Below are 21,324 nucleotides of genomic sequence, written 5' to 3'. Positions count from 1 at the left end.
CACGAGTCTTGGCGGACCCGAGAACCACTACAGGGGCTGCACCCGTATCACCAGCCGAAACGCCGAGAGTTTGCGCCGCTGACCGAACCCCTAACCGAACGGCATTGGACCTAAGGCTTCTTGCGGGCCGTGGCGGTCTCGGCCATACCCGGCAGGAAGTCCGTGAACAGCTCGTGCACTTCGTGGACCAGTGGCCGCAGCACGCGGAACCGGGCGAGCGCGACGCCCTGGGTGGTGAGGCGGGCGCCGCGGCCCGCGAGGCGGCGGCTGCGCTCGCGTTCCGGCGAGCGGTCGAACACCCAGTACAGGACGAGACCCATCTGGGAGAGCCACATCAGCTCGGGGAGGATGTCCTCAAGTTCCGCGGGGATCTTCGCCTTCGAACCGGCCAGCACCTCGCGGTGGATCGCGATGGACGCCTCCCGGGCCGGCTCCGATTCGGCGGAGAAGGGACTGAGCGGGCTCTCCGGATCGGCGGCGTTCTTGAAGAACTGCGCCGCGAACTCGTGGTACGGGGCCGCGATGTCCAGCCAGGCGGTGAGCACTCCGGCGAGCCGGGTCTCCAGGTCCGTCTCCTTGTCCAGGACCTCACGGGCCGCCGCCTTGTGTTCGGCGCCGATCCGGTCGTAGAAGCCCTGGACGAGGTGTTCCTTGCTGGCGAAGTAGTAGTAGGCGTTGCCGACGGAGACCCCCGCCTCCTTGGCGATGGCCCGCATCGTCGTCTTGTCGAAGCCGCGCTCCTGGAAGAGCCGGAGCGCCGTTTCGAGGATGAGGGTGCGGGTCTGCTCGCTCTTCTGGGCCTTGACCGGCTTTGCGTTTTTCCCGCTGTGCTCGTCCGTCATGCCCGTCACACCCGGGTCGCCCGTCTTGTTCTGTTCGTCGCTCGCCACGGGCCCAAGGCTAACCGCCCGGCCCGCTGCCCGGGACCGGGACTCCGCCGCCCGGAACCTCGCAGGCCGCACCCTGGCCGCCGCACGGAGCCGCGGTCACCGAGCGGTACTTCGCGGCGGCCAGCACCGTCGCCCGTGCGAAGGGCCGGCCCGCCGGGGTGGTCAGCCAGTGGGCCCGGTGCCGGTGCTCGGCCAGGGCCCAGAGGCAGACGATCCACGCCGAGGTCCCGCGGTAGATCTGGCCCCGGTCGCCGATCACCGTGATCTCGGTGAGTGTGCTCGCGTGGTCGAGCCCGGGGAAGCGCCGGCGCGCCTCCTCGGAGGCGGCCGGCACGAGGTCCAGCGGGACGAGCTGACGCTGCTTCAGCAGCCAGTGGCGCACGTGGACGCAGAGCGAGCACTGGGCGTCGTAGAGGACGGTGAGGCGGGCGACCGGCGTGCGCGGTCCGCTGGTCGTCACGGGTGTCACTTCCCGGCGGCCGGTGCGGCCCACGGGCCCTGGTTCGCGGGCCCGGTCCAGCCCTGCGGCGGTACCGGCGGGGTCTGCTCGCGCTCCATCAGGCCGCGGCGGCGGATCTTGTTGAGTACGTAGACGTTGCCGAGGTGCATCCCGCCGAGGACCAGCAGGACGACGCCGACCTTCGTCGACAGTGCTTCGAAGAGCTGCCTGGCGTCGGTCACGCTGTCGGCGTTCTTCAGGTAGAGAGTCACGAAGCCCAGGTTGACCAGGTAGAAGCCGACCACCAGCAGGTGGTTGACCGCCTCAGCCAGCTTCTCGTTCCCGTGCAGGACGTCGGCCAGGAACACCTTCCCGTTGCGGCTGAGTGTGCGGGCGACCCAGACCGTGAGGGCGACGCTTATCAGCAGGTAGATGACGTAGGCGACAACGTTGAGATCCATGCCCCGAGCTCCCTTGAACGTGTTCAAAAGTTGTTGTCATGGACTGTAGGCCTAAAATTGAACATGTTCAAGACGGTGATCGGAAGGCAAGGACAGGTGCGCCGGCCATATCCGGACATGAGGAAGCCGCGCCCGGCGTCGAGGGCGCGGACGGGCGCGGATCGGGTGCGGAAGTGGGCGCCGAGGACGGGCGCCGACGACGGGCGCCGAGGCCGGGCGGACCCGGGTGCGGGGACGGCAAGCAGCGGGCCGGGGGACCGGCACGTGCCGGTCCTGAGGGCGGTCAGCTGCGCGGCGGCGGACGGCGGGACTCACACCGTCGGTACGCGGACCCCGCCGGCCGAAGAGGAACAGGGGTGGCGGGCGGTCCGCTCAGGCGCTCATCGAGCGGGCGGCGTTGACCTGGGCCATGACCATGGGGAACGTGTACGGCCCCGTCGCAGGGATCAGCGTCGAGTGGTGCCTGCCGCCGCTGGTGACGGTGACCTGGATGAAGCCGGTGGTCTGCTTCTCCTTCATCAGGAGGAAGAGCAGGCCGAGCAGGCACAGCAGCGCGAAGACGATCGCGAGCACGATCGCGACGGTGGGGATCTTCTCCTCGGTGCGCGACAGGTCGGTGGCCGTCCACATCGCGCCCTTTAGGGGCATGGTCCCGGCCGGCGTGACGATCGAGTCGTTCACGACGGTGATGTCGCCGAGCGCCAGCACCGGCACCCCGCCGTGCGTCCAGGCCGGCTGCGGGAGGTAGGAGCCGGGCATCGTCGGCTGACCGTGTCCGGCCGTCGGGTAGCCGTAGGCCGGACCGGGCTGCGCGGCGTTGTCCGGCAGGGGCTGCGGGTAGCCGTAGCCCTGGGTGGCGCCCCCCGGAAGGCCGTACGCCTGCCCGTCGGGCATGGTGGGCGGGTTGCCGGGCTGCTGCGGCGGTCCCCACGTGTACGAGTCGTCCGCGTACGGATTCGGATCGCTCACGGCTTTCCCCGTTCTCCTTGGTCACAAGCTCCGCACGACCGTACCGCCCCCCAGGGGTCGACGCAGCGGGAAGCCCCGGCCACCACCGTGATACGGCGGCGGCCGGGGCCCCTGGGGCATGCGTGAAACAGAACGATCAGAAACGACGCGTGATCAGCGCGCGCTTCACTTCCTGGATCGCCTTGGTGACCTCGATGCCACGCGGGCAGGCGTCCGTGCAGTTGAACGTCGTGCGGCAGCGCCACACACCGTCACGGTCGTTGAGGATCTCCAGGCGCTGCTCGCCGCCCTCGTCGCGCGAGTCGAAGATGAAGCGGTGCGCGTTGACGATCGCCGCCGGGCCGAAGTACTGCCCGTCGTTCCAGAACACCGGGCACGAGGACGTGCACGCGGCGCACAGGATGCACTTGGTGGTGTCGTCGAAGCGCTCGCGGTCCTCGGAGGACTGCAGACGCTCGCGGGTCGGCTCGTTCCCCTTGGTGATGAGGAAGGGCATGACGTCGCGGTAGGCCTGGAAGAACGGGTCCATGTCGACCACGAGGTCCTTGAGGACCGTGAGGCCCTTTATGGCCTCGACCGTGATCGGCTTCTCCGGGCTCAGGTCCTTGATCAGCGTCTTGCAGGCGAGCCTGTTCTTGCCGTTGATCCGCATCGCGTCGGAGCCGCAGATCCCGTGCGCGCAGGACCGGCGGAAGGTCAGCGTGCCGTCCAGCTCCCACTTGATCTTGTGAAGGGCGTCGAGGACACGCTCCTTCGGGTCGATCGAGATCTGGAAGTCCTGCCACTGGGCCTCTTCCGAGACCTCCGGGTTGAAGCGGCGGATCCGGAACGTGGCCGTGATGTACGGGGAGTCGGCGAAGCCGGCCTCGGGCTCGGGAGCCTTGCCGGACTTCTCCAGGGTGGGGGTAGCCATCAGTACTTACGCTCCATCGGCTGGTAGCGGGTCTGGACGACCGGCTTGTAGTCGAGCCTGATCGACTCGGTGCCGTCGTCGGCGACCTCGCGGTACGCCATGGTGTGGCGCATGAAGTTGACGTCGTCGCGGTTCGGGTAGTCCTCGCGGTAGTGACCGCCGCGGGACTCCTTGCGGGCCAGCGCGGACGTCGCCATGACCTCGGCCAGGTCGAGGAGGTTGCCCAGCTCGACGGCTTCCAGGAGGTCGGTGTTGAACCGCTTGCCCTTGTCCTGGATGGACACGTTCAGGTAGCGCTTCCGCAGCTCGGCGATCTTGTCGACGGCCGTCTTGATGGTCTGCTCGGTGCGGAACACCATGACGTTGGCGTCCATGCACTCCTGCAGCTCCAGGCGGAGCGTCGAGACGCGCTCGGTGCCCGTCGAGTTCCGCAGGCGCTCGACCTGGTCGACGACGAGCTGCGCCGGGTTCTCGGGAAGCTCGACGAAGTCGTTCTTCGCGGAGTACTCGGCGGCGGCGATGCCCGACCGCTTGCCGAAGACGTTGATGTCGAGCAGCGAGTTGGTGCCGAGCCGGTTGGCGCCGTGCACCGACACGCAGGCGACCTCGCCCGCGGCGTACAGACCCGGGACGACCGTGGTGTTGTCCGCGAGGACCTCACCCTGGACGTTGGTCGGGATGCCGCCCATGGCGTAGTGCGCGGTCGGCTGGATCGGGATCGGGTCCGTGTAGGGCTCGATGCCGAGGTACGTACGCGCGAACTCCGTGATGTCCGGAAGCTTCGCGTCCAGCTGCTCCGGCGGAAGGTGCGTGAGGTCGAGGTAGACGTGGTCGCCCTCGGGACCGCAGCCGCGGCCCTCACGGATCTCCGTGTAGATGGAGCGGGACACGACGTCACGGGACGCGAGGTCCTTCATGACGGGCGCGTACTTCTCCATGAAGCGCTCGCCGTCCTTGTTGCGGAGGATGCCGCCCTCACCGCGGGCGCCCTCCGTCAGCAGGATGCCCATGCGCCAGATGCCCGTCGGGTGGAACTGGAAGAACTCCATGTCCTCCAGCGGCAGACCGCGGCGGTACGCGGCGGCCTGGCCGTCACCGGTCAGGGTGTGCGCGTTCGACGTCACCTTGAAGAACTTGCCGGTGCCGCCGGAGGCGAAGATGATCGACTTCGCCTGGAAGACGTGGATCTCGCCGGTGGCCAGCTCGTACGCCACGACGCCGGCGGACTTCTTGACGCCGTCCACCTCCTGGAGCAGGAGGTCCAGGACGTAGAACTCGTTGAAGAACTCCACGCCCTCCTTGACGCAGTTCTGGTACAGCGTCTGGAGGATCATGTGGCCGGTGCGGTCCGAGGCGTAGCACGAGCGGCGGACCGGGGCCTCGCCGTGGTTACGGCTGTGACCGCCGAATCGGCGCTGGTCGATCCTGCCCTCGGGCGTGCGGTTGAACGGCAGGCCCATCTTCTCCAGGTCGAGGACGGAGTCGATGGCCTCCTTCGCCAGGATCTCGGCGGCGTCCTGGTCGACCAGGTAGTCGCCGCCCTTGATCGTGTCGAAGGTGTGCCACTCCCAGTTGTCCTCTTCCACGTTGGCGAGGGCGGCGGCCATGCCGCCCTGCGCCGCGCCCGTGTGGGAGCGGGTGGGGTAGAGCTTCGTCAGCACGGCGGTGCGGCTGCGCTTCGTCGACTCGATGGCCGCGCGCATACCGGCGCCGCCTGCGCCGACGATGACGGTGTCGTACTTGTGGATCTGCATGGTTTCCTCTGGTCCCTCTGTCCCGGCGCCTAGCGGATGTTCGGGTCGAAGGTGAAGATCACCAGCGTGCCCAGCAGGACGGTGAACACCGTGGCGGTGTACAGGAGCATCTTCAGCCAGAAGCGGGTGTTGTCCCGTTCGGCGTAATCGTTGATGACCGTACGGAGGCCGTTGGCACCGTGCAGCATGGCGAGCCACAGCATGGTGAGGTCCCAGACCTGCCAGAACGGCGAAGCCCAGCGGCCCGCCACGAAGGCGAAGCCGATCTTGGACACGCCGCCGTCCAGCACGAGCTGGATCAGCAGGTGGCCGATGACCAGGACGACCAGCACGATGCCCGACAGGCGCATGAAGAGCCAGGCGTACATCTCGAAGTTGGTGCGCGAGCCCTTGGGCGTCTTGCCGGTCCGCTTGCGCGGGGGCTCGATCACCGGGGCGGGGTGGTCGACGTCGTAGAGGGCCACGCCCTCGACGTCGCCGATCGCGGAAGTGCTCTCGGTGGACATTGGCATCAGCTCCCGAAGACTTCGCGTACGGCGTGGCCGAGGACGGGATACAGCGCCCCGACCATCAGCACGGCCCAGATGCCCAGCACGGTCCAGAACATCTGCTTCTGGAAGCGCGGGCCCTTGGCCCAGAAGTCCACGGCAACGATGCGGAGACCGTTCAGCGCGTGGAAGAGAATGGCGGCCACGAGGCCGTATTCGAGGAGCGCGACAAGCGGCGTCTTGTACGTGGCCACGACTTCGTCGTATGCCTCGGGCGAGACGCGGACAAGAGCGGTGTCCAGGACGTGTACGAACAGGAAGAAGAAAATGAGGACACCGGTGACTCGATGAGCCACCCATGACCACATGCCTTCCCGGCCGCGGTACAGCGTTCCAGCCGGCACGGAAGAACCCTCCGGGAGCGGGGATTAGGGTCGGCCGGCTTGACTGTCGGTCTGACCCGGCCGGGTACGGTCCACCGGCCCCGGCCATCGTAGCGACGCTTTGTCGGTTCGTTCGCCCCGGGGCCTCTGGTGTGATCAAAGTGGCAATCAAACAGGCACGGACGGGCTAGAGCATCCCAAAGGGCGCACTTCGGTCCGAGCCCCTCATCAGGCCCTCGTCCGTCACCAGCTCGATGATGCGCTCCCGGGCGAGCCGCCGCATCTCGTCCACCGTGACCGCCCGTTCCTCGTCCGGGTCGTGCGCCAGTCGTGCCCTGATCCCGGCGAGCACCTGATCCACGTGCTGGGAGGGCCGGTGGGCGTCCGGACTGATCACGAAGACATGGCCGAAGCGGCTCTCGTACGCGGCGTGGGCGGCTTGGAGGGCGAGGTGCGCGGCGCGCGGCGCGGCGTGGTGGAGGCAGGGGGCGGTCTCTTCGGCGAGCGCCTCGGCGATATCCGTGGGAGACAGGTCGTAACCCGCTTCGTCCGAGGCGGCGAGCAGGGCGTCGAGATCCGGGAACGGGCGGTGGGCGGCCATCCGCAGGGCCCAGCGGTGGCTGCCGCAGCACTCCAGGAGCGCGGCTTCGGCCTCGGCGCGCGGTGCGGCGTTGAAGCGGGCGAGGCCCGCGGAGTGGTCGCCCACGCCCGTGGGGCCGCGGCTCTGGACCGGTAGGGCCGACCGCCCGGCCCGCTGGTGCGGTCGCTCCGGCAGGCCGGTGTGGGACTCGCTGGACCTGGACAGCGTGGACTCCTCGAACGGACGACATCTGTGCCCCTCTAAGAGGGGACGGAGGGCAACGAGGTTGCACGGGTGGAGAGAGTGAAGAAGGTGAAGGGAGAGGCGAATGTGCCGTAACGCTAGCCAGGGAGGGCAACGGCCGTCCGACATACGCATGAAAATCACCCGGACGGCAGAGTTTCGGATCACCGTTTCACTCTCATTTTGACCTTTTGTCCCCTATTTCGGAGGTACTGACCGATGTCGCCCTCACGCGGTGCTCTTCTGACCGGTGCGGCGGTCACGGCTGCGGCCGCCGTCGCCCTCACCGTCGTCGTCCGGCCCGATGACTCCGACGACGCGCGCACGACCGGTACGGCGGCGTCACCGGCCCGCGCCACGCCTTCCGCCTCCCCTTCGCGCAGCTACCCGCTCTCCACGGAGCCCCGCACCATCCCCGCCGTACGCGAGCACGAGGCCGCCCGCGGGCCCGGCTGGGAGCCGGGCCGGAACAGCACGGTCGTCATAGCCGACGGCAGCGACGCCCTCGCGGACGAGGCCCAGCTGCTCGCCAAGGAGCTGAAGATCCGCTATCGGGGCGAGGTCGCAGCCCGCGCCGGTGATGTCGAGCTGGCCCTCGGCACCGCGGGGAAGGGCGCCCCCGAGTCGTACACGCTGAAGACCGGCGAAGGGCGCGTGACGATCAGCGGCCCCGACCAGGCGGGGGTCTTCTACGGGACCCGCACCCTGAAGCAGGCGCTGCGCACCGGAGGGGTCGTGCCCGAGGGGGAGATACGCGACCGGCCCGACCGCCCCCAGCGCGGCCTCAACCTCGACATCGCCCGCAAGCACTTCACGGCGGGCTGGATAGAGGACCGGATACGCGAGATGGCCGACCTGAAACTCAACCAGCTCGGCCTGCACTTCTCCGACGACCAGGCGTTCCGCATCGAGTCGGAATCGCACCCCGAAGTGGTGTCCGAGCAGCACCTCACCAAGGACGAGGTCCGCGGGATCCTGGCACTCGCGGCCCGCCTGCACGTCACGGTCGTTCCGGAGATCGACTCACCGGGACACCTGGGTGCCGTGATGCGGGCGCACCCGGACCTCCAGCTGCGCAACACCCAGGGCGTGGCCCGGCAGGGCGCCATCGACATCTCCGATCCCGCAGCGGCCCGCATCGTCGACGACCTGCTGCGTGAGTACGCCGAGCTGTTCCCCGGCGGCTGGTTCCACGTCGGCGCGGACGAGTACCAGGCGCTCACGGTGAGCAGCCCGCAGGCCTCCTACCCGCAGCTGGCCGCGGCCGCCCGCCAGAAGTACGGCGAGGGCGCCACCATCCAGGACCTGGCGGAGGGCTGGCTCAACGACCGCGCCGCGGTCGTCCGCGAGGCGGAGAAGACCCCCAAGGCGTGGAACGACGGCTTCTTCAGCGGCGGGAAGGTCACCGCGGACAAGGGCATCGAGGTCGAGTACTGGACCGGCAAGGAGATCGGCGCCCGCCCGCCCCTGGAGTACCTGGCCGAGGGCCGGAAGGTGGTCAACCTCAACGACGAGTTCCTCTACTACGTACTCGGTGAACCGAACCAGTTCACGTACCCGACGGGCCGTCGCATCTACGAACAGTGGACCCCGCTCGTCCTGCGCGGCACGGAGGCGGTGCCGGAGAAGTACTCCGGCCAGATCCTCGGCGGCCGGTTCGCGGTCTGGTGCGACCTCGCGAACTCCCAGACCCAGGACCAGGTCGCGGCCGGAATCCACCGGCCGCTCCAGGCAACGGCCCAGAAGCTCTGGGACCCGCGCAAGCCCGCGCTGAGCTGGGCGCAGTTCCAGGAGCTGGCCCAGGAGGTCGATGGCGAACGGGCCGGTGCGACGGGCTGAAGGGCGGGTCGCGGCCGGGGCGTCCCCGGGCCGGCCGCTTCCCGCATCCGTGCGGGAAGCGGCCGGGCAGGTGGGATCAGCCGGCCGCGTACACCGAGGTGCCCGCCGTGCGGCGGATCTCCGGCAGCGCCGAGTAGAGCGTGGCTCCCGGGCAGAGCGTGGCGTAGCCGTCGCGGTGACCCGAGACGGTGTTGAGCGTGGCCCGGTCGCCGGTCTTCCAGACGCCGGTGTCACCCGCGGCGGTGAGCGTCACCTTCGCTTCCGGGTCAACGCCGTGCAGGCCCAGTTTCCAGGCGGAGACATCGGCGATCGCCTGCTTGGCCTCGGCCGTCGGCGTGCCTCCGTTCTCGTAGTCACCGAGGAGGGAGACGCCGGAGGAGTAGCCGTTGAACCCGTAGGTGTGGGCCCCCCGCACGGGCTTGTCGGTACCGCCCGCGCGGCCCTCGAACACCGTTCCGCACTTGTCGACGAAGAAGTTGTAGCCGATGTCGCTCCAGCCGTTCGACTTCACGTGGTACGTGAGGATCGCCCGGATGATGGCGGGTGACTCGGCGCACTCGTAGCTGTTCGTGCCGGCCGTGTGGTGGACGAAGACCGCGTCGACCTTGGCCAGGTAGGAGGGCGGGTCGGTGACGAGCGTCTCGTCCGCGCCCCATGCGGCGCGGCTGACGATCTGCGGTGCGGGCGGAGTGACCGGACCCGTCGACCCGGTGGGGTCGGGCTTCGCGCTCGTCGACGCCGTCGGCCGCGCGTCCGGGATGCTGCTCGGCTCCGTCGTCGGGTTCTCGCTCGGGGTGGTGGGGCTCGGCTCGGCCGTCGGCTCCTGCGGTTCCTCCGTGGCGGGAGTGGTCGGGTCCGTCGGGTCCGGCTGGGCGGTCGGGGCCGTGGGTTCCGTCGTGGGTTTCGTCGTCGGGTCCTCGCCGGGGGCGGAGGTGCTCGGCTCGGCGCTCGGTTCCTGCGGCGCGTCGGAGGTGGCCGGAGACGTGGGCGTGGACGGCGGCTCGGTGACCGGTGCGTCCGTCGGCTCACTCGGCCCGCTCGGCCCGCTCGGCTCACTCGGCTGGGAGACGGTCGGCTCGGGTGTCGTGCTCGGAGCCGTGTCGCCGTCGGAGGCCGAAGGGCTCGGAGCGGGGGCGTCGGACTCCTTGGGCCGCGCCGACGGCTTCCCGTCGCCCTTCACGCTCCCCTTGCCCTGTCTCTTGACCGTCACGCCCGGATCGATCATGTCGAGCCGTAGCGCCTTCGGTACGGCTGTCTCCTCGCCGTCGGCCAGGACGCGTGCCTCGATGGCGTCAGACGGCCCGACCCACAGCGGCTCGGATGCACCGCGCACGCCGGAGTCCTTGCCCTCTGCCGACTCCGGTGCCCGGATGCCGAAGTCGAGGTCGCTCCAGTCCGTCCACGTGCCGTCGTCGGCGCCGCGGGTCCGAATCTGGGCTGTCCCCTCGAAGGCGTCGGTGCTGTCGTCCCAGGAGACGCCGACGAGTGAGAACGTCTGTGTCTCCGTGCGCGGAAGGGTCCGCTTCTTCTGGTCCTTGCCGTCCAGCGCGAGCGTATGAGCCTTCGCGGGACGGGAGTTGCTGATGGTTTCGGTGTTATCGGAGTCTCCGGTGGCGGCCACGGCCGTCACTCCGGTGGCTCCGACGACGACTGCTCCTGCCACCAGCCAGATCGTGCGTGGTGCTTTCCTCGCCCGCCGTGCGCGGGTGCCACTCGGACTCATGTTCATCCCTCGTCAAGCCGTGGATCGCGGTGGCCCTGCCGGACTTGCGGCGGGCCAGGCACCGGGCGGTTATACACCGCACGGATCTCGCGATGCGAGCGAGCGAATGAATAGGGTGAAACCGACCTGGGGCAGAGGTCAGTTGCCCTCGGTGGTGCGTGAGTTGACGGCGTTTACGACGCGTTCTTGAGGAGCGTGACGAAGGACGTCCAGGCCGGGGCCGTGACGGTGAGGACCGGGCCGTGGGGGACCTTGGAGTCGCGGACGGGGACGATGCCCACGAGGCCGCCGGCGACCTCGACGCAGTTCCCGCCGTCGCCGTTGCTGTAACTGCTCTTGCGCCAGACGGCCGTGCTCAAATCATTCCCGTTGCTTGCCATTTCGACCATCCTCAGCAGCATCCTCGATCAGAGCGAGGGACGCCTCTGGTGGCAGTGCGGCGGCCCTGAGCCGATCGTATGCCTTGCGGTAGCGCTTCACGAGGGCCGGATCGTCGATGGTGTCCCCGCTGTACTGCGCCTTTGAGTTGATCACCAACGTCGTCCGGCACGTCGGTGACGGGGCGCCCGTGACCGTCCGTCTGTTCTGCGCCGACGGCGGCCGTACGCGGCTCGAGGTCACCGACCCCGACCCGCGGGCCCTGCCCGTGCTGTGCCGGGCGGCCGACGGCGACGAGGCCGGCCGTGGCCTCGCGCTGCTCGACGGCCTGACCCTGCGCTGGGGTGTGGAGCAGGGACCCGGGGCCAAGACGGTGTGGTGCGAGCTGCCGGGGGGCGCCGGGGCGACGCCCGGTCCGGTCGATTCGCCGCGGATGTCCTTCGGCGTGATCGCGCGGTGAGCGCTGCTGTACAGTCCGGCCGCTCTACGGGCTCCACGGCCGTGACGAACGTAAAGGAACAGGTACGTGCGAAGTCGTTCCAGGTGTGCCGCGTTGGTTCTCTCGCTGTCGCTCCCCCTCGCCGCTTGCGGTGCGGAGGACGGGAAGGACCCGGAGGAGCGGCAGCCACCGAAGCGCACCTCTGCTCCCGCTCCCGCGCCCGAGTCCCCGGAGGACTTCCTCGCGCTTGCCGCGGAGGCGATGGCCGAGGAAGGCGCGTGGACGTTCTCCGTGAAGGGGGAGGAAGGGCTGACGCATCAGGGCCAGCGGAGTGCCGCGTCCTACCGGGCCACGGTCCGGCGCGCCATGGCGCCGCAGGCGCTGTACTCGCAGGGGGTCAGCATCAGCAGCAAGGGCGTGAAGAAGGACGAGGAGATCTACGTCGCGGACGGTACGGCCCACCTCCGGGACGGTGACGCGCCCTGGAAGGCGGCCCCCGCCTCGGATTCCGAGATGCGGAACAAGGTCGAGGACGCCGTCGCGGTCATCGAGGACTTCCGGACGTACGCGCGCGCCGCCACTGGCGACGGCGTGAAACCGGTCCTGGTGGACGGCGCGGTCGAACTCCGCGTCCGCAGCGGCGAGGAGAGGCTGGCGGCGGTCCGTGACCGGAGCTGGGTGAAGAAGGCGGTACGGGAGTTCGAGCCGACCGCCGAACAGCTCCGCGAGGCCGGCATCCCGGTGGACGAAGCCCAGGTCACGCTGTCCGGGCTGGAGGAGGTGCTCGTGCTGGACGCGACGACGTACCGGATCAGGAGCTATCGGTTCACGTTCGGTTTCCTCGTCCCGTACGGCGGACAGGACATCGCGTTCGATCAGGACGTCCGGCAGGAGAACCAGGGCGTGTTCGAGGGGGAGATCGAGATGCCGGCCGGTGTGCGCTGACCGGAGCGCAGTGACCTGAATTCGCCGCTCAGTGACGATTTTCAGCCACTCGGCGCAGTACGGGGCAGGGGGGGATGCCACGCGCCATGAGGGAGACGCTGATGAGCCTGCAGGAACGGATCGCCGAGGCCGACGAGCGGGGGCTGGCCGCGAGTGCGCTTGCCTGCCTCGAACGCTGTCTGCCGCCCGTCGCCGTAGGCGGCGGCGAATCCGAACCGCTGCGCCCGCTCTGGGCGAGCTGTGAGGACGGCCGTGACTGGGCCGGCCGCCTGGACACCGCCCGTGCGGCGACGGCGGACGTGGACGAAGAGGCCTCGCCCGTACCGGAGATGCTCCGCACCGCCCCGTCCGACTGGGCCGTCGAACCGCTGCGGGAGTGGGCGCGGACCTGTTCGCTGCTCTCGCTGGAGTTCCACCGCCGGTTCGACATGCCCGTCGGCGGAGGGGCGGCCGGGGACGGACCCCTCGTGGCGGGGGAACTCCGGCGCCAGGCCGAGATCCTGGAGGCCCTCGCGGAGGCTTCGGACCCGGAGAGCGGGGCGGGCGGTGCGAGCGGGCTGCGTGGCGCCCTGGAACGGTCGACCGAGGGCCGGCGCGTGCTGCGCGCGGTGATCTCGCGCCGGTCACGCGGCCGGTCCTGACCGAAGAGAGCCGGACGCGAGCCTGCGCCGTATGTGCGCCGTACTGCGCCGCCCAAAGGCCGGAGCCCCTCGGGTCAGGCCGAGGGGCTCCGGTGTCGGTGGCCGCGCGAGGCGCGGACCGGCGGGGTGTTACGGGGCCAGCACGTTCAGCCCGATCCGGACGCCCTTGGGGGCGCCCAGCTGGTACGTGCCGTAGTAGTAGCCGCTCGACGGCAGGATGCCCTTGCCCGCGATGTTGTCGAGCTGGAGCACGGTGCCGTTCTCGCTGTCCTCGCCGTCCGCGCCGAGGGCCATGTCCGCCCGGGTGTCACCCGTGAGGTCCGCCAGCGAGACGGACGAGCCGAGCCGGTCGTCGGTCTCCGTGACACCCGGGATGTCCGGGGTGTCCTGGCTGATCACGACGGCCCCGGAACTCGTGGGACCGCTGGCGGTTCCGCGCACCATGAGGGCGGCGCCGGCGTTGGTACGGGACGCGCCGGAGCGAGTCAGGTCCTCACCCGGGAGACCGGCGAGGATGTCGGCGTAACCGTCGAGGTCGACGTCACCGACCGAGACCGACCAGCCCAGGTTGTCGCCGCTCTCGCCGCCGCCGGGCACTCCGTAGGTGTCCTGGTGGTACAGCTTGCGGCCGGTCGAGGTGAGACCGGTCGAGGAGCCGAACACGACCGTGACCGCGCCGCCCTTGGCGGTGTGGCCGGACTCGCTGTTGTACGGCTGTCCGACCACGAGGTCGGTGGCGCCGTCGCCGTTCACGTCGCCCGTGGCGAGCGAGCGTCCGCCGGGCGCGGCGAGCACGCCGACCCGCTGGAGGCCCGTCGCGGAGCCCTTCAGCCACAGCAGGCGGCCCTTGCCGCCCGGGTCGCGGAAGCCGACCGCGACGTCCGTGTAGCCGTCCTTGTTGAAGTCGCCGGTGGCGGAGGTCGGGTAGCCGACGGCTCCGGTGTACGCGGTGGTGTTCAGGTAACCTGCCGTCGCCTTGCCGGACCTGCTGTCCCAGCTCCACCAGCGGCCGGGCTTGCCGGGAGCCACGGCGAAGACGTCGTCCATGCCGTCGGCGTTGAAGTCGCCCGCGGAGACGGCGTAACCGAGCTTCTCGCCGCCCACGCGGTAGGAGCTGGTGATCGCGTGGCCCTTGCCGGTGGTGAGACCGGGGCCGTACATCGCGACGACCGTGCCGTTGTCGGACTGGGAGATGTCCTCGCCCGGCGCACCGATGACCAGGTCCGCGTGGCCGTCGCCGTTCAGGTCGCCCCAGGCGTTGGAGTAACCGAAGTAGTCGTACGACTCGTTGCCACCGGGGACGCCGGGGCTGCCCTGGTCGATGATGCGCTTCGACGCGGCGTCGGGGCCGTTCTGGCTGCCCGGCACCACGGTGACCCGGCCGGCGTTGCCGGAGACCTTCGGGAGGCCGACGACGAGGTCGCTGATGCCGTCCCGGTTGAAGTCGGCCGTCGGGACGACCGAGTTGCGGCCCGCTCCGGCGGCGTACGCCCGGATCGCGGGCAGTTTGGCGTACAGGGTGGGGCCGGGGCACACCGTGGCGAATCCGTCGCGGTGACCGGAGATCGTCTTGAGCGTGGCCTGCGCGCCCTTCTTGTACACACCGGTGTCGGCGGCGGCCGTCAGGGTGACCGAGCCGGTCGGGCTCACGCCGTACTGGCCGAGCTTCCAGGCGGCAACGCGGGCGGCCGAGTTGAGGGCGGCCGGGGTGGGCTTGCCCGTCTCGAAGTTGCCCAGCACGGCTATGCCGGTGGAGTAGGAGTTGAAGCCGTACGTGTGCGCGCCGAGGACCGGCAGGTCGGCGCCGCCCTCACGGCCTTCGAAGATCTGACCGCACTTGTCGACGAGGAAGTTGTAACCGATGTCCTTCCAGCCGTCGTAACCGCTGCGCGGGGTGACGTGGTAGGCGTAGATGCCGCGGATGAGGGCGGCGGACTCGGCGCAGCTGTAGTCGTTCGAGCCCACCGTGTGGTGGACGAAGACGGCCTGGACCTTGTCGATGTACTCGGGGTCGCTGTAGTTCGTCGCGAGCGACTTGTCCGGGCCCCAGCCGGCGCGCAGCGTCATCGCGGGCCGGTTCACCGTGGACGGCGGCGCCGTCGGTACGGTCGGCGTGGGCGACGGGGTGTCGGTCGGGGTCGCGGGCGGCGAGGTGGTGTCCGTCGGCGTGGCGGTCGCCGTCTCGGTGGCCGTCTCGGTCGGTGTCGCGGTCTCCGAAGCGGTTTCGCTCGGCGTTTCGCTCGGCGTGGCGGTCGCCGTCTCGCTGTCCGTGGGCGTGGGCGTCACGGTCTCCTCGACGGCGAACGACGCGCTCTGCGCGTCGGCGCCCGGCGCCGCGGCCTCCTTGGCGGTGACGCCCGGGTCGACCAGTGACAGTTCGAGGCCCTTGGGCAGCCCGTCGGCGGCCGTGCCGTCCGCGCGGACGACCCGCGCCTCGACGGCGTCGGAGGGCCCGACCCACAGCGGCTCGGACATTCCGGGCAGCTTCGCCTCGTCGTCGTCGCGCTCCGCGCCGAGGTGCTGCTCCAGGTGCACCTCCAGCCAGCCGCTCCACTGCCCGGTCTCACGGCTGCGGGTGCGTACCTCCGCCTTGCCGTCGACCGTGGCCTCCGGGTCCGCCCAGACGACGCCGACCATCGAGAAGGGGTCGGTGTCGGTACGCGGCAGGGACCGCCTGGAATCCCCCGTGCCCTTGAGCGTCAGCTCGTGGACCGACGCCTTACGGGGCTTGGCCCCGTGGTCCTCGGGGGCGTCCGGATTGGCTATGGCGACAGTGACCGCCCCCGCACCCCCGAGCACGACCGCGCCAATGGTGAGCCAGGCGCGGCGCTTCAGGCTCATCGGTCTGTACGCATGCGAACTGCGCGGGCTCAAATGCCCCACCCCTCAATAGATTTCGAATACCCATAAGTTCAATGTGGCCTCGCCCGTCACACGAGCGCCCCGAAATCCCCAGCGGCCTCCGAGGATCAAACGTCACCCCGATCGCCATCGGGGTGACGTGAATCACAGGTGTGGCCGGAGGTGATCGGAGGGGTCAGGCCCGTCGGGGGAGAAAGCCGAGGACGGTTTGCCTACGGCGATCGCGGCTCGGCGCGGGCCGACTGCGAGGGCTGGTGCCGCCGGTGTGTGTCGCGGCCCCGGTGGTACTGCGCGCCGACAGGGCGGTGGCTGCCGGCGGCGCGACACCTCGGCGGTGGACGAGCCGTTGTTTCGCGTTCAACCTCAGTAGGATCCACTGGCTCGTCACCGCGGAACCGCAAGAGGCTCGCAGGGTGGCGCCGAACCGTGGGGGTTTCCAGGTCATGTCCGTTCCGCAACTGCGTTCGCCGGCAGGGCTCTCGTATGCCGCCGTGGTCCTGCTGGGCCTGTGTGCGCTGACCGACCTCTTCGACATCCTGTTCAGCCTCTCCGCGATGGCGCAGTCCGGCCTCGTCGCCAACCCGGGCCGCTTCGACGCGCTCCACGGAGCACTGCTGGGTATGCAGGGGTTCGCCTTCGTCGCCTGCGGGATCGTCTTCTGCGCCTGGTTGTGGCGGGTCCGGTTCAACGCGGAGGCCTTCCGCCCCGACGGCCACAAGCACAGCCGCCCGTGGATCTGGTGTGGTTGGTTCGTGCCGTTCGTCAGCTTCTGGTACCCGCGCCGCATCCTCGTGGACGTCTGGCGGGCCAGTGCCCCCGACCGGCCGGGCGCCACCGGAACGGGTCTCATCAATCTCTGGTGGGGCCTCTGGCTGGTCTGCCAGGCCGAGACGGCGGCACCCGAGATGGCGGAAAAGGACATGGGGACTTCCCTGTTCGATACCGCCGCCGCGTATTCGGTCGGCTTCTCGCTCCTCGACCTCATCGCCGCCTGCCTGGCGGCCGCGATGGTCCGCCGGATCACCTCGATGCAGTACGAGAAGGCGATGGCGGGGCCGGCGCGCAGCCCCGAGCCCGCGTAGGGGTCACCAACTGCCCGAGTGGAACCGTCGGGTGACCCGGACCGTCCGGGAGGAGGAGGCGTTCGCCCTGCCCGAACCGCCCCCACCTCGGCGGGAACGCGTGGCCGCGAGGCATGCGGCACCCGCCTCCACGGCGTCAGCGGCGGCACGGACGCCCGGAGACGGGCAATGGTTGTGTCGGCCGGATGGAATCGTCCTGATCCTGCTCATGAGAACGAACACAGCTCCGTCCGCGTGATGTTTCCGGGCTCCTCGTCGCTGGTTCAGTGTCGGTGATCGCCGGCACGGCGAGGGCAGGGGGAATCATGAGTGGGGACGAGCGGGCGGTCTTGCCAGGAGCCTTGACGATGCGCTCCTACACATCGGCGTTCGTCACCCGGCTCACCGAACGCAACCGGCTGCCCCTGGACTACTCCGTCGCCAGTCTCCGGCTCGTCGATCTCGTCGTCGACGGCCTGCGGCGCGACCAGCCCCGGCGGGACCGGGTCGACGGAATCCTGCTGGGCCTCGGCGCGTACACCGGCGAGGTGATCGTCCGCAGGGCCGGAGGTGTGTGGGTGGACTTCGACCCCGCGCAAAGGGAGTTGTTCCATCAGACCGTAGGCGTGCGTATGCCCGACGGGCGGGTGTGGAATCCGCTCGGCAAGGTCGTCAACCGCTTCGAGTCGGGTTCCGAGGAGTCGGTGCAGCGGCTGTATCTCTCGCTGCACGGCCGCTTGGCTCGGCGAAAGGCCGTATGCGGGTAGCGTGTTCGATTCCGCCGGACATATTCCTGTGACGTTTCTGTGTCTGGGGGCGCAGAACGGGAAGAGGGGCCGCTGTCCCCATGTGAGTAAGGGCACGGCGGGGCAGGTGCCGGAACGGGCTTTGATTAGGGAAGTGTTGGGCACGGGCGGGGAACAGCGCCGCAAGGAGCAGTACGACGCCGAGCTCGGCGATGCCGTCGAGCGGGCGCAGCAGGGGGACGAGGGGGCCTTCGCCATCGCGTACCGGCGGGTGCAGCCCGGCCTGCTGGGCTATGTGCGGGGGCTGGTGGGCGAGGACGCCGAGGACGTGACCTCGGAGGCATGGCTGGAGATAGCCCGTGACCTGGGGCGGTTTCGCGGCGATGGGGCAGGGTTTCGCGGCTGGACAGCGATGATCGCCCGCAACAGGGCGCTCGACCACCTCAGGAAGCAGAAGCGGCGGCCCCGCACCACCGTGATCGAGCAGGACGTCCTTCAGCTTCCCGGTGGACACGACACCGCGGCCGCGGCCCTGGAGTCGCTCTCCACCGAAGCCGCTCTGGAGATCATCGGCGCGCTGCCCCGTGAACAGGCCGAGGCCGTGCTGCTGCGGGTGGTGGTCGGTCTGGACGGCGCCGCGACGGCGCGCGTGCTCGGCAAGCGTGCGGGTGCCGTGCGCACGTCCGCGTACCGCGGACTCAAGAGACTGGCCGAGCAGTTGTCCCCGGGCGGGACGGGCGCTGTGACAAACAGGACGCGCCGCACGCTGAGGGATGAAGTATGAGAAACGAATCGCAGCGGCAGCCCGAAGCGCCGGAGACACCCGAACTCGCCGCGCTGCTCGCGGCGGCTCGGCGCACGGAGGCACCCGGCGCGGACGACGAGCTGCGCGCGACCGCGGCCTTCCGCGCGGCGCGGGACGGGGGAGCCCACGCCGTGCGGTCGCCCTGGTGGCGGCGGCGCGACGACTGGCGTCCGGTGAGGTCGTGGCGGGGGACGCGCCCGGTCCGGATGATGCTCGGCGGGTTCGTCGTGGCGGCGACGCTGGGCGGGGTCGCTGTGGCGGCCGGCAGCGGGGCGCTCCCGACTCCGTTCTCCCGGGGCAGCGAGAAGGGCGGGCCGACGGAGTCCACACACCCCACGGGCGGCACGTCGGCGACTCCCGACGGACATCGCTCCGCCGGGAGCGGGCCGACACCGGGCGATGACGGTAGGGGGAGGGCGGCGACGACCGAGCCGGGCTTCCTCCTGCCGTCCGAGAGGCCCGGGGGACCCGGGGGGCCTGGCGGACCCGGGGGCCCCGGCGGAAGGGCCGAGGCCGCGCTCTGCCGGGTGTACGTCAAGGACCGGGGCGAGGGGAAGGTGGCGGCCTCCACCGCCTTCACCCGTCTGCAGGAGGCCGCGGGCGAGGCGTCGGAGGCGGCAGTGACCGCTTACTGCGGCGTACTGCTCGGACGGCCGGCGCCGGGCTCGAAGGGCGCTCCGGACGAGCCGGGGGATCCGGACGGGAGCGGCAAGGCGAAGCAGGACGGTCCGGTGCCGCCGAACGGGACGGACGACGGTGCCTCGGCCGGAGCGTCCGGAGCGGCCGGAGCGTCCGGTGGCGGTGCAAGCGGTGCCGAGATCGGCGGCAGGAACGGCGCGGCCGCCGGCTGACCGGCGCGAACGGGCTCTACACGGAGCCGGGGCGCCGCGGCCGGAGGGCTTGGTCCCGGCGGCCGGGGCCGGCGTGTCACGGACAAGGGGATCGCCATCCTCGCCGCCCGATATCGCTACCGATCGCTGAGTGCGCGGTGGGTGCTGGGGCGCCCCTCCCCGTGCTGGACGAGGGGAGAGTCACATCGAGGTCTCCGCTGACGTGCGGCACCACCTGCCGGGCTGCGGGACGCACCGCTTACCTGGGCTGCAGCCCGGCCCGCTTGGAGCAGGTCCGGTCGTCGGCGGGCAGTTTGCCGGTGGCCAGGTACCGGTTGACCTTGGTGTCGACGCAGGCGTTCTCGTAGAGGCCGTAGACCGCGTGCCGGTTGGCGCCCTCGACGGTGATCAGCCTGGAGCTCGGCAGCAGCCCGTGCAGAGCAACGGCACCCTTGTGCGTGGTGCGCGGGTCGCCGGTGGCGGACACGATCAGCGCCTCGGCATCGTGCTTCACCCGGGTGGGCTGTTCGCGGGGCAGGTCCCAGAAGGCGCACGGGCCGATGTTGTTGTTCATCGCGCCGAAGCGCGGGTACGCGGCGCGGCTGCGCTGGATGTCCCGCCAGTAGACCTCGGGGTCGCGCGGGGCGGCCACGTCCCCGCAGATGACCGCGGTCTGCGCACTGCCCATGTGCGACTGGTCGCCGGTCGTCGCGAAGCGCAGCAGTCCGGCGAACTGCGGCGAGAGCTTGGTCGACTGCCCGGCCGCGGCCTTGTTCAGCACGGACACCTGCTCACCGAGGGACGCCCGGGAGGTGTCGGTGTCGCTGTCGAGCCCTGCGAGGAGGACGAACGGGACCTGGGTGTCATCGAGCCGGAAGGTGTCCGGTGCGGTGCCGACGGTCAGCGGGCCGCGTGCGGCCTGCCGGATGACGCGGTCGACGGTGGCGAGGACCTGGGCGCGGGTGCGGCCGAGGCCGTAGGTGTCGTGCCGCCGGGCCGCCCAGGTGGCCCAGTCGGCGAGCGCCTGCTCGTTCTCGCCGACTGCCTCCCGGAGCAGCCGGGGCCCGAACTCGCGCGGGTCGATGGCGCCGTCCAGGACCATGCGGTCGGTGCGACCGGGGAACATCTGGGTGTAGACAGTGCCCAGGTAGGTGCCGTACGAGTAGCCGAAGTAGGAGATCTTCTTCTCGCCGAGCGCGCCGCGGATCACGTCCATGTCGCGGGCCGTGTTGCGGGTGGTGACGTGCGGCAGCACATCGGCGTTGGTGGTACGGCACTTGGCGGCCAGGTCCTTGTGGAGGGCGACCTGGCGCTCGAAGCTCGCCCTGCCGAGCCCGGCGGAGAAGAGGTTGGTGCCGACGGGCCAGCCGCAGTCCAGCGGGGTGCTGCGGCCGACGAAGCGCGGGTCGAAGCCGACGATGTCGTAACGCGGTCCTGTCTTCTTCATCCACGCGTGGAATTCCGGCGGGGACTGGAGGGCGGTGTTGCCGGGACCGCCGTTGTTGAGCAGGATCGAGCCGATGCGGTGACGGGTGTCGGTGGCCTTCAGCCGGGATATCGCGACGGTGATCGTACGGCCCCGGGGCTTGGAATAGTCGAGCGGCACGGTGACGTCCACGCACTGCACGCCGGCCTTGTCCAGATCGCGCCCCATGGTGTCTTCCGGGCCCTTGGAGCAGCTGCCCCAGCCCAGGAGTTGGTCGTAGTAACGGTCGAGTCCGGCCCCGGACCTCGACGAGGCGGGGGGCGCCGTGGCCGTGGCGGCGGGAGCCGCGCCGAGGCAGGCGGCGAGGGCGAGGCCCAGAGCGGAGGCGCGGCGCGCGGAAGGGCCGGGGGTGATCACGAAGTCTCCTTGAGGTGCTGGGTGCTGCGGTCGGGAGTGCCACTCGTACGTGCCTCGTTCGCCGTGGGCGGGAACCGCCACCACGCCCGAGG

Annotated in this window: 21 protein-coding genes and 1 pseudogene; 8 read left to right on the top strand and 14 right to left on the bottom strand. The window is 70.3% G+C overall.

Annotated elements, in window-relative coordinates; genetic code table 11:
* Positions 1-110 precede the first annotated feature (110 nt).
* The 9 genes from F0344_RS13210 to F0344_RS13170 form a co-directional block, all read right to left on the bottom strand.
* Positions 111-842 carry a TetR/AcrR family transcriptional regulator gene (locus tag F0344_RS13210; RefSeq protein ID WP_185302665.1) on the bottom strand — a complete coding sequence of 244 codons (732 nt, stop codon included), beginning with the start codon at positions 840-842 and terminating at the stop codon, positions 111-113.
* A 58-nt stretch (positions 843-900) separates the two neighbouring features.
* Positions 901-1,359, bottom strand: coding sequence for a thiol-disulfide oxidoreductase DCC family protein (locus tag F0344_RS13205; RefSeq protein WP_185302666.1), 459 nt, complete (start codon positions 1,357-1,359; stop codon positions 901-903).
* Complete coding sequence (locus F0344_RS13200) at positions 1,356-1,790, bottom strand: hypothetical protein (RefSeq protein ID WP_185298978.1); 435 nt, start codon at positions 1,788-1,790, stop codon at positions 1,356-1,358. Before F0344_RS13200 ends, F0344_RS13205 begins: the two co-directional genes overlap by 4 nt.
* A 372-nt stretch (positions 1,791-2,162) precedes the next feature.
* The gene (locus F0344_RS13195; protein ID WP_185298977.1) at positions 2,163-2,759 is read right to left on the bottom strand and encodes a hypothetical protein; all 597 of its coding nucleotides are present in this window, start codon (positions 2,757-2,759) and stop codon (positions 2,163-2,165) included.
* Positions 2,760-2,895: 136 nt separating this feature from the next.
* The gene (locus tag F0344_RS13190; protein WP_185298976.1) at positions 2,896-3,672 is read right to left on the bottom strand and encodes a succinate dehydrogenase iron-sulfur subunit; all 777 of its coding nucleotides are present in this window, start codon (positions 3,670-3,672) and stop codon (positions 2,896-2,898) included.
* A complete protein-coding gene (gene sdhA, locus F0344_RS13185) occupies positions 3,672-5,426 on the bottom strand; it encodes a succinate dehydrogenase flavoprotein subunit (protein ID WP_185298975.1) in 1,755 nt (584 codons plus the stop codon). Before sdhA ends, F0344_RS13190 begins: the two co-directional genes overlap by 1 nt.
* A 29-nt stretch (positions 5,427-5,455) precedes the next feature.
* Positions 5,456-5,932 carry a succinate dehydrogenase hydrophobic membrane anchor subunit gene (locus F0344_RS13180; protein WP_185298974.1) on the bottom strand — a complete coding sequence of 159 codons (477 nt, stop codon included), beginning with the start codon at positions 5,930-5,932 and terminating at the stop codon, positions 5,456-5,458.
* A gap of 5 nt (positions 5,933-5,937) precedes the next feature.
* Positions 5,938-6,318: a succinate dehydrogenase, cytochrome b556 subunit gene (gene sdhC, locus F0344_RS13175; protein WP_185298973.1), complete on the bottom strand. Its 381-nt coding sequence runs from the start codon at positions 6,316-6,318 to the stop codon at positions 5,938-5,940.
* Positions 6,319-6,484: 166 nt separating this feature from the next.
* Positions 6,485-7,003, bottom strand: a complete 519-nt coding sequence (locus tag F0344_RS13170; RefSeq protein WP_258049928.1) for a 2-oxo-4-hydroxy-4-carboxy-5-ureidoimidazoline decarboxylase — start codon at positions 7,001-7,003, stop codon at positions 6,485-6,487.
* 336 nt (positions 7,004-7,339) lie between these two features.
* Here F0344_RS13170 and F0344_RS13165 point away from each other — a divergent pair, with 336 nt between their 5' ends.
* Positions 7,340-8,959, top strand: coding sequence for a family 20 glycosylhydrolase (locus tag F0344_RS13165; protein WP_185298972.1), 1,620 nt, complete (start codon positions 7,340-7,342; stop codon positions 8,957-8,959).
* Positions 8,960-9,035: 76 nt separating this feature from the next.
* Here the strand turns inward: F0344_RS13165 and F0344_RS13160 are convergent, their stop codons facing one another.
* From F0344_RS13160 to F0344_RS35140, 3 genes and pseudogenes are all read right to left on the bottom strand, one after another.
* Positions 9,036-10,622, bottom strand: a complete 1,587-nt coding sequence (locus F0344_RS13160; RefSeq protein WP_258049923.1) for a peptidoglycan recognition protein family protein — start codon at positions 10,620-10,622, stop codon at positions 9,036-9,038.
* A 233-nt stretch (positions 10,623-10,855) separates the two neighbouring features.
* A complete protein-coding gene (locus tag F0344_RS13155) occupies positions 10,856-11,062 on the bottom strand; it encodes a DUF397 domain-containing protein (protein WP_185298970.1) in 207 nt (68 codons plus the stop codon).
* A pseudogene (locus tag F0344_RS35140) lies at positions 11,043-11,204 on the bottom strand (Scr1 family TA system antitoxin-like transcriptional regulator); the annotation flags it as partial. The gene F0344_RS13155 and the pseudogene F0344_RS35140, both read right to left, overlap by 20 nt.
* Here F0344_RS35140 and F0344_RS13150 point away from each other — a divergent pair.
* The 3 genes from F0344_RS13150 (at position 11,179) to F0344_RS13140 (ending at position 13,085) form a co-directional block, all read left to right on the top strand.
* On the top strand, positions 11,179-11,520 hold the full coding sequence (locus F0344_RS13150; RefSeq protein ID WP_258049922.1) for an ATP-binding protein: 342 nt from the start codon (positions 11,179-11,181) through the stop codon (positions 11,518-11,520). The pseudogene F0344_RS35140 and the gene F0344_RS13150 sit on opposite strands and share 26 nt — an antisense overlap.
* Positions 11,521-11,613: 93 nt before the next feature.
* A complete protein-coding gene (locus F0344_RS13145; RefSeq protein ID WP_258049921.1) occupies positions 11,614-12,444 on the top strand; it encodes a hypothetical protein in 831 nt (276 codons plus the stop codon).
* A 101-nt stretch (positions 12,445-12,545) separates the two neighbouring features.
* Positions 12,546-13,085, top strand: coding sequence for a hypothetical protein (locus tag F0344_RS13140; protein WP_185298968.1), 540 nt, complete (start codon positions 12,546-12,548; stop codon positions 13,083-13,085).
* 129 nt (positions 13,086-13,214) lie between these two features.
* Here F0344_RS13140 and F0344_RS13135 read toward each other — a convergent pair whose 3' ends face one another.
* Positions 13,215-15,926: an FG-GAP-like repeat-containing protein gene (locus tag F0344_RS13135; protein WP_185298967.1), complete on the bottom strand. Its 2,712-nt coding sequence runs from the start codon at positions 15,924-15,926 to the stop codon at positions 13,215-13,217.
* 464 nt (positions 15,927-16,390) lie between these two features.
* Here F0344_RS13135 and F0344_RS13130 point away from each other — a divergent pair, with 464 nt between their 5' ends.
* From F0344_RS13130 to F0344_RS13115, 4 genes are all read left to right on the top strand, one after another.
* Complete coding sequence (locus F0344_RS13130) at positions 16,391-17,029, top strand: DUF4328 domain-containing protein (RefSeq protein ID WP_185298966.1); 639 nt, start codon at positions 16,391-16,393, stop codon at positions 17,027-17,029.
* Between the two features lie 347 nt (positions 17,030-17,376).
* Entirely contained in the window at positions 17,377-17,775 is a 399-nt protein-coding gene (locus tag F0344_RS13125) for a hypothetical protein (RefSeq protein ID WP_258049920.1), read from the top strand.
* 136 nt (positions 17,776-17,911) lie between these two features.
* Positions 17,912-18,538: an RNA polymerase sigma factor gene (locus F0344_RS13120; RefSeq protein ID WP_185302663.1), complete on the top strand. Its 627-nt coding sequence runs from the start codon at positions 17,912-17,914 to the stop codon at positions 18,536-18,538.
* Positions 18,535-19,410, top strand: coding sequence for a hypothetical protein (locus F0344_RS13115; RefSeq protein ID WP_185298964.1), 876 nt, complete (start codon positions 18,535-18,537; stop codon positions 19,408-19,410). Before F0344_RS13120 ends, F0344_RS13115 begins: the two co-directional genes overlap by 4 nt.
* A gap of 238 nt (positions 19,411-19,648) precedes the next feature.
* On the opposite strand, the gene F0344_RS13110 is transcribed toward F0344_RS13115, so the two are convergent.
* Complete coding sequence (locus tag F0344_RS13110; protein WP_258049919.1) at positions 19,649-21,232, bottom strand: alpha/beta hydrolase; 1,584 nt, start codon at positions 21,230-21,232, stop codon at positions 19,649-19,651.
* Positions 21,233-21,324: the final 92 nt, after the last annotated feature.

Origin of the sequence: Streptomyces finlayi, assembly GCF_014216315.1 — a bacterium.
Lineage (GTDB): Bacteria > Actinomycetota > Actinomycetes > Streptomycetales > Streptomycetaceae > Streptomyces > Streptomyces finlayi_A.
The sequence above is the reverse complement of the archived record's forward strand: the minus strand, read 5'-3'. Positions and strand labels throughout refer to the sequence as shown.

Coding starts and splice junctions, on each gene's coding strand:
- F0344_RS13135 (WP_185298967.1), bottom strand. CDS start 15,926: ATGAGCCTGAAGCGCCGCGCCTGGCTCACCATTGGCGCGGTCGTGCTC.
- F0344_RS13130 (WP_185298966.1), top strand. CDS start 16,391: ATGTCCGTTCCGCAACTGCGTTCGCCGGCAGGGCTCTCGTATGCCGCC.
- F0344_RS13190 (WP_185298976.1), bottom strand. CDS start 3,672: ATGGCTACCCCCACCCTGGAGAAGTCCGGCAAGGCTCCCGAGCCCGAG.
- F0344_RS13200 (WP_185298978.1), bottom strand. CDS start 1,790: ATGGATCTCAACGTTGTCGCCTACGTCATCTACCTGCTGATAAGCGTC.
- F0344_RS13210 (WP_185302665.1), bottom strand. CDS start 842: ATGACGGACGAGCACAGCGGGAAAAACGCAAAGCCGGTCAAGGCCCAG.
- F0344_RS13180 (WP_185298974.1), bottom strand. CDS start 5,932: ATGTCCACCGAGAGCACTTCCGCGATCGGCGACGTCGAGGGCGTGGCC.
- F0344_RS13165 (WP_185298972.1), top strand. CDS start 7,340: ATGTCGCCCTCACGCGGTGCTCTTCTGACCGGTGCGGCGGTCACGGCT.
- F0344_RS13155 (WP_185298970.1), bottom strand. CDS start 11,062: ATGGCAAGCAACGGGAATGATTTGAGCACGGCCGTCTGGCGCAAGAGC.
- F0344_RS13150 (WP_258049922.1), top strand. CDS start 11,179: ATGGTGTCCCCGCTGTACTGCGCCTTTGAGTTGATCACCAACGTCGTC.
- F0344_RS13125 (WP_258049920.1), top strand. CDS start 17,377: ATGCGCTCCTACACATCGGCGTTCGTCACCCGGCTCACCGAACGCAAC.
- F0344_RS13115 (WP_185298964.1), top strand. CDS start 18,535: ATGAGAAACGAATCGCAGCGGCAGCCCGAAGCGCCGGAGACACCCGAA.
- sdhA (WP_185298975.1), bottom strand. CDS start 5,426: ATGCAGATCCACAAGTACGACACCGTCATCGTCGGCGCAGGCGGCGCC.
- F0344_RS13140 (WP_185298968.1), top strand. CDS start 12,546: ATGAGCCTGCAGGAACGGATCGCCGAGGCCGACGAGCGGGGGCTGGCC.